5 protein-coding genes and 1 pseudogene are annotated in these 5,792 nt (G+C 37.2%); all 6 read left to right on the forward strand.

The window, feature by feature from the left end; genetic code table 11:
* Positions 1-714: thiolase family protein (locus V5N63_RS07425; protein ID WP_332033440.1), on the forward strand; the 714-nt coding region annotated here is incomplete at its 5' end.
* A 111-nt stretch (positions 715-825) separates the two neighbouring features.
* Positions 826-2,307, forward strand: a complete 1,482-nt coding sequence (locus V5N63_RS07430) for an MFS transporter (RefSeq protein WP_332033441.1) — start codon at positions 826-828, stop codon at positions 2,305-2,307.
* 119 nt (positions 2,308-2,426) lie between these two features.
* Positions 2,427-3,353, forward strand: a complete 927-nt coding sequence (locus tag V5N63_RS07435; RefSeq protein WP_332033442.1) for a mevalonate kinase family protein — start codon at positions 2,427-2,429, stop codon at positions 3,351-3,353.
* 47 nt (positions 3,354-3,400) lie between these two features.
* A complete protein-coding gene (locus V5N63_RS07440) occupies positions 3,401-4,294 on the forward strand; it encodes a UbiA family prenyltransferase (protein ID WP_332033443.1) in 894 nt (297 codons plus the stop codon).
* A 121-nt stretch (positions 4,295-4,415) separates the two neighbouring features.
* Complete coding sequence (locus V5N63_RS07445) at positions 4,416-5,531, forward strand: pseudouridine synthase (protein ID WP_442905790.1); 1,116 nt, start codon at positions 4,416-4,418, stop codon at positions 5,529-5,531.
* A gap of 128 nt (positions 5,532-5,659) precedes the next feature.
* Positions 5,660-5,792 (forward strand): annotated as a pseudogene (locus V5N63_RS07450) (RNA polymerase subunit sigma-70); the annotation flags it as partial.

Raw genomic sequence — 5,792 nt, forward strand, 5'->3', positions numbered from 1 at the left:
ATGGGTGTTTGTGCAGAAAAATGTGCAGCAGAATACGAAATAACAAGAGAAGACCAGGATAACTTCGCGGTTGAATCATACAAGCGTTCGGCAAAAGCGTGGAGCGAAGGTAAATTTAATGATGAAGTAGTTCCGGTTGAAATTCCGCAGAGAAAAGGTGAACCCATTATTTTTTCTGAAGATGAAGAGTACAAATCAGTAAACTTCGACAGAATTGGGACTTTACCAACGGTTTTCCAGAAAGAAAACGGAACAGTTACAGCGGCAAACGCTTCAACATTAAACGACGGTGCTTCGGCTTTGGTTTTAATGTCCAAACAAAAAATGGAGGAATTAGGTTTAAAACCTTTGGCGAGAATTGTTTCATACGCTGATGCCGCGCACCAACCGGAATGGTTTACCACCGCTCCGTCAAAAGCTTTACCAATTGCGCTTAAAAAAGCAGGTCTTGAAATTTCAGATATTGATTTCTTTGAATTTAATGAGGCTTTTTCGGTTGTAGGCTTGGCAAACAATAAAATTCTAGGACTGGATGCGGAGAAAGTAAATGTAAACGGAGGTGCGGTTTCGCTGGGTCATCCGCTCGGAAATTCAGGATCGAGAATTATTGTTACTCTAATCAACGTTCTTAAACAAAACAACGGAAAATATGGTGCCGCCGCAATATGCAACGGTGGCGGCGGTGCAAGTGCGGTGGTGATCGAGAATCTATAAACTGTAATCTGCACATTCGCTTTAATAATGAAGCCATTAAGAATTATTAATGAATTTTTTCATCAGATTCTTAATGGTTTTTCTATTTTTGTTCATTAATAAACTATTCCGATGCCCGATAACGATAATCTTACGAACCAAAACATTAAGAATAATCCCAAAATCATGAAAGCCTGGGCTTATTATGACTGGGCCAATTCCGTATATTCTTTGGTAATAACTTCTACCATTTTTCCGATTTATTATTCGATTCTTACCACTGCGACAGAAAAAAGCGAATATGTTGCAGAAACAGGGCAGTGGATAAAAGTTCCGGTAAGACATATGATTACGTTATTTGGTAAGCAATACCAGCCAGATGCGATTTACGGCTATTCGCTTACGATTTCGTTTCTGATTGTAGTTTTGCTTTCACCAATTCTCTCTTCTCTTGCCGATACCATCGGGAACAAAAAATCTTTTCTGCAGTTTTTCTGTTATTTAGGTGCAACTTCCTGTATGGGATTGGCCATGTTTACAGGCATGCAGAATGTATTTCTCGGACTGCTCTTCAGTGTTACGGCGAGCGTAGGTTTTTGGGGCAGTTTGGTATTTTATAACTCATTTCTCCCCGATATTGCAACACCGGACAAACAGGATGCTCTTTCTGCCAAAGGATATGTTTACGGATATTTAGGATCTGTAGTATTGGTCGTAATCTGTCTTGTTTTGATTCAGGTTTTCGCAAAAACTCCGGAGGAAGCTAAAATGTACACCCGCATTTCTTTCCTTCTTACAGGAGCCTGGTGGTTTGGGTTTGCACAGTACACCTTCAAGCATCTGCCACAGTTCGGGAATGTAAAAGACCAGTTGCCGAAAGATCTGGTGTTGCTCAATTATAAAAATATCTTTAAAAAACACGAAGAACAGGGCGGTTTCTGGGAAGTTTTAAAAGACAATATCGATTTCTATATTGATATTGCGCGACAGAGTTTTCGCGAACTCTTCAAAGTCGGAAGATCTTTGTTTGCAGACCGCAATCTGAAATTTTTCCTTTCCAGTTTTTTCTTTTACAGTGTCGGTATGCAGACGATTTTTTTAATGGCTACGCTCTTCGGCAAAAGCGAAATCAATCTCGAGCAGGATAAATTGATCCTTACTTTGTTGCTCATACAGATTGAAGCTATTTTTGGTGCGCTGTTCTTCTCTTGGTTATCAAGAAAAATCGGCAATAAAAATGTTATTTCAATCGCAATTATTTTGTGGATTGTAGCTTGTTTATCAGCTTATTATCTTAACAAAGAAAATCCAAATGTTGAATATCAGTTTTACGGAATTGCAGGAATAATCGGACTTGTAATGGGTGGTTTACAAGCAATGTCCCGATCCACCTATTCAAAATTACTTCCGGAAGATTCCATGGATAACACTACCTTTTTCAGCTTTTACGATGTTTTGGAAAAACTGGCGATCATTTTAGGAACTTTCATTTTTGCGACAATGATCGAGAAGTACCATAATATGAGGTTTGCAGCCCTTTCAATGTCGATATTTTTCTTTGCAGGATTGGTACTGATTCGCTTTTTAAAGGTTAAAATGTTAAAAGAAAAATAAGTATTTGATTGTTTAAAAATATTGCAGTATTCTGGCGCTATTTTTGAATATCACACAATATATTTCTAAAGATATTTTTTGTAAATTTGCAACTGAAAATCAACGGATTAAATTAAAGAATGACAAATCCACTTTTTTACGCTAAAATCCTTTTATTTGGTGAGTACGGTATTATCGAAGATTCTCAGGGTCTTACGGTACCTTATAGTTTCTATAAAGGAACGTTGAAGTTTTCTGATCTAAGCAGCGAATTCGAAAGAAAGTCGAATTTATCCCTTAAAAAATATTCAGATTATCTGATGAATATTGAGTTGGATGAAAAATTTAAACTCAACATCGCTGATTTTCAAAAAGACATTGCTGGTGGACTTTTCTTCGATTCGAATATTCCACAGGGATATGGCGTAGGAAGTTCCGGTGCTTTAGTTGCTGCAATTTTCGAAAAATATTCTTTCATAAAATATACACCCGAAAGCATTTCCAAAGAAGAACTTAAAGAACTTAAAAAAGTTTTTGGCATCTTGGAAAGTTATTTTCATGGTAAAAGTTCAGGCATCGATCCTTTAATTTGCTACATGAATCTTCCGATTCTTATCGAGAATAAAGAAAATGTTGACCGGGTTTCTATCCCGAAAAGTGAAGAGGGCAAAGGCGCGATTTTTTTAATCGATTCCGGAATGACTGGCGAAACGGGACCCATGGTTCAGATTTTCTTTGAAAAAATGAAAACCGAGGGCTTCCGTAAGACCATGAAAGAAGAATTCATCCGCTACAATAATGCCTGTATCGATACTTTCCTGAAAAAAGAAATGAATCCGTTTTTCAGAAATCTGAAAAATTTATCGGTTTGGGCTTACGAACATTTCAAACCAATGATTCCGGAAAGCATTTATAAAGCTTGGAAAAACGGTCTCGATACCAACGCTTATTATCTTAAACTTTGTGGCAGCGGTGGCGGTGGTTATATTTTGGGTTTCACCAAAGATTACGCAAAGGCGGAAAAAATGCTCGAAGGATTTCAGAAAGAAGTCATCTACAGATTCTAGATTTTTACACCGTAAAAAATAATTGTTTTTATCTGAAGCGGGCTTAAATGAAGAAAAAACCTATTTTTTACAGAACATCGCAACTTGTTGGCTTTCTCCTCGGAGCACGTATTTTCGTCGCAGTTTTACTTACGTTTGCATTATACGTTTCCACTTTTTTTCTTTTTAATCAGGAAGAGAGTCTGAGGGATTTTGTTTTCGATTTCAGAGTTCACGGGATTATTTTCTGCACCGTTTTAAGCATTTTGGCCGGCGGAATTATCAACCAGTTCTACGACCGTGAAAAAGATCAACTTACGAAGCCTTTCCGGACTAAGATTCAGAATTTCTTAAAGCAGAAATATTTTCTTTATGCCTATTTAATTTTAGTCGCAATCTCGCTTACGACGGCGTTTCTTATTTCGCACCGGGTTTTCTACTTTTTCCTGATTTATCAGTTTTTTATGTGGTTTTACAGCCATAAACTCAGTAAAATCCTTATACTGAATAACATCACTTTTGTGAGTTTGACACTTTATCCTTTCTTTGGGATGATGGTTTATTACCATACATTTTCGGGAAAAGTATTTCTTATGGCAGTTTTTCTGTTTGTGATGCTTTTGATGATCGATATCGTGAAAGATATTTTAACCAAAAATGCGGATAAAATTTTTGGTTATACGACGATTCCCAATACTTTTGGAACACACAATGCAGTGAATGTTGTGGTGGCTCTTTCCGTCCTGTTATTTACTGTTTCAATGATGATTATCAACAACACCGGAATTCACAGCATTTTGCCACTTTATTTTGCCGCTGGGTTATTTGTAATCATTTTGTCGGTTTATCTTCTCTTAAGTTCGGTGAAAAAATCGAATTTTATTGTACTCAATATTTTAAGGATCTGGGTTTTTGTCGGAATTATTGCCATGCTACTGGATGGTATCATTGAAAGATTTTAAAAAAAATTACTTCTCTTTAAATACATTTATTTTAGTAGTTAATGGTTGAATCTGAGCCGTTTAAAAAGAATTGTCGATATATCAGCGAATTAGTTTTATCTTTGCAAAAATTTTTCAGACAATGAGCCGAGATCGAAACAGCAACAACAAACCCCAAAAAGTAAGAATTTCTAAAATTTCCAACTCTGGAAGTTCCAGACCAGCTCCTTCACGTTCCCGTGCTCCAAAACCTGAAAATACTGAGGATAGAAAACCTGCAAAAGAACCTAAGAAACCTAGAGAACCGCGACTGATGTCACAATCTGAGGCGAAATCTTTCGAAAAAACATTTGATAAATCCGCCTCCCGCAAACCGGCAGGAAAAAGGTCCGGAAAATCATTCGATACCCGCGATAAATATGAAAAAGGAGACCGGAAATCTGGAACTAAACTTTTCAAAAATTACGAGAGACCACAGGGTGAAAACGAGAAAACCAGATCTTTTGTTCAGAAAAGAAGATTCGATAAACTCGCCAAAGAAACGCCAAAAGAAAGCATCCGTTTAAATAAATATATCGCCAATTCCGGAATATGCTCCAGAAGAGAAGCCGATGAACTGATCACCCAGGGATTGGTTCAGGTGAACGGAAAAGTAGTCACAGAAATGGGCTATCAGGTTCAAAAAACCGATAAGGTAATTTTCGACGGACAGGGAATTACACCGGAGAAACCAGTGTATGTACTTTTAAATAAGCCAAAAGGTTACATTTCAACTACAAAAGATGAAAAGGCCAGAAAAACAGTAATGGATTTGGTGGCAAATGCATCACCGTACAGGCTTTTTCCTGTGGGAAGGCTCGATCGATCTACAACAGGAGTTATTTTGCTCACCAACGATGGTCACATGACTAAAAAACTGACGCATCCTTCCTTCAACATGAAGAAAATTTATCATGTTACTTTAGACAGAAAACTTGACAGAGCCGATCTTAACGCCATTGCAGAAGGAATCCGTTTGGAAGAAGGTGTCGCTGAAGTCGACAGTATTTCATATATCGAAGGAAAACCGAAAAACGAAGTGGGAATTGAAATCCACATCGGCTGGAACAGGGTAGTGCGAAGAATTTTCCAAAGGTTAGGTTACGAAGTTGAAGCACTCGACAGGGTAATGTTCGCAGGATTAACCAAGAAAAATATTAAGCGCGGACACTGGAGAATTCTTACCGATCTCGAAGTGAACAATCTTAAAATGATGTAATATTCTAATGATTGATTACTAATTACAAAGCCTTTCTGTTGTTTGCAGAAAGGTTTTTTTTTCGTTCACGCAGAATATTTCTGTAACAAATATTTTAAATTGCTACTTACTTCACAGATTACTTAATGATGCCAACACTGGAAAAAGAATTTTTAGAGAGAATAGAAAAACACAAAGGGGTGATTTTCAAGATTTCTAAGATGTATATGGATAATTTCGACGACCAGAAAGATCTTTTCCAGGAAATTACATTCCAGGTTT

The sequence above is a fragment of the Kaistella sp. genome (assembly GCF_032060305.1).
GTDB lineage: Bacteria > Bacteroidota > Bacteroidia > Flavobacteriales > Weeksellaceae > Kaistella > Kaistella yananensis.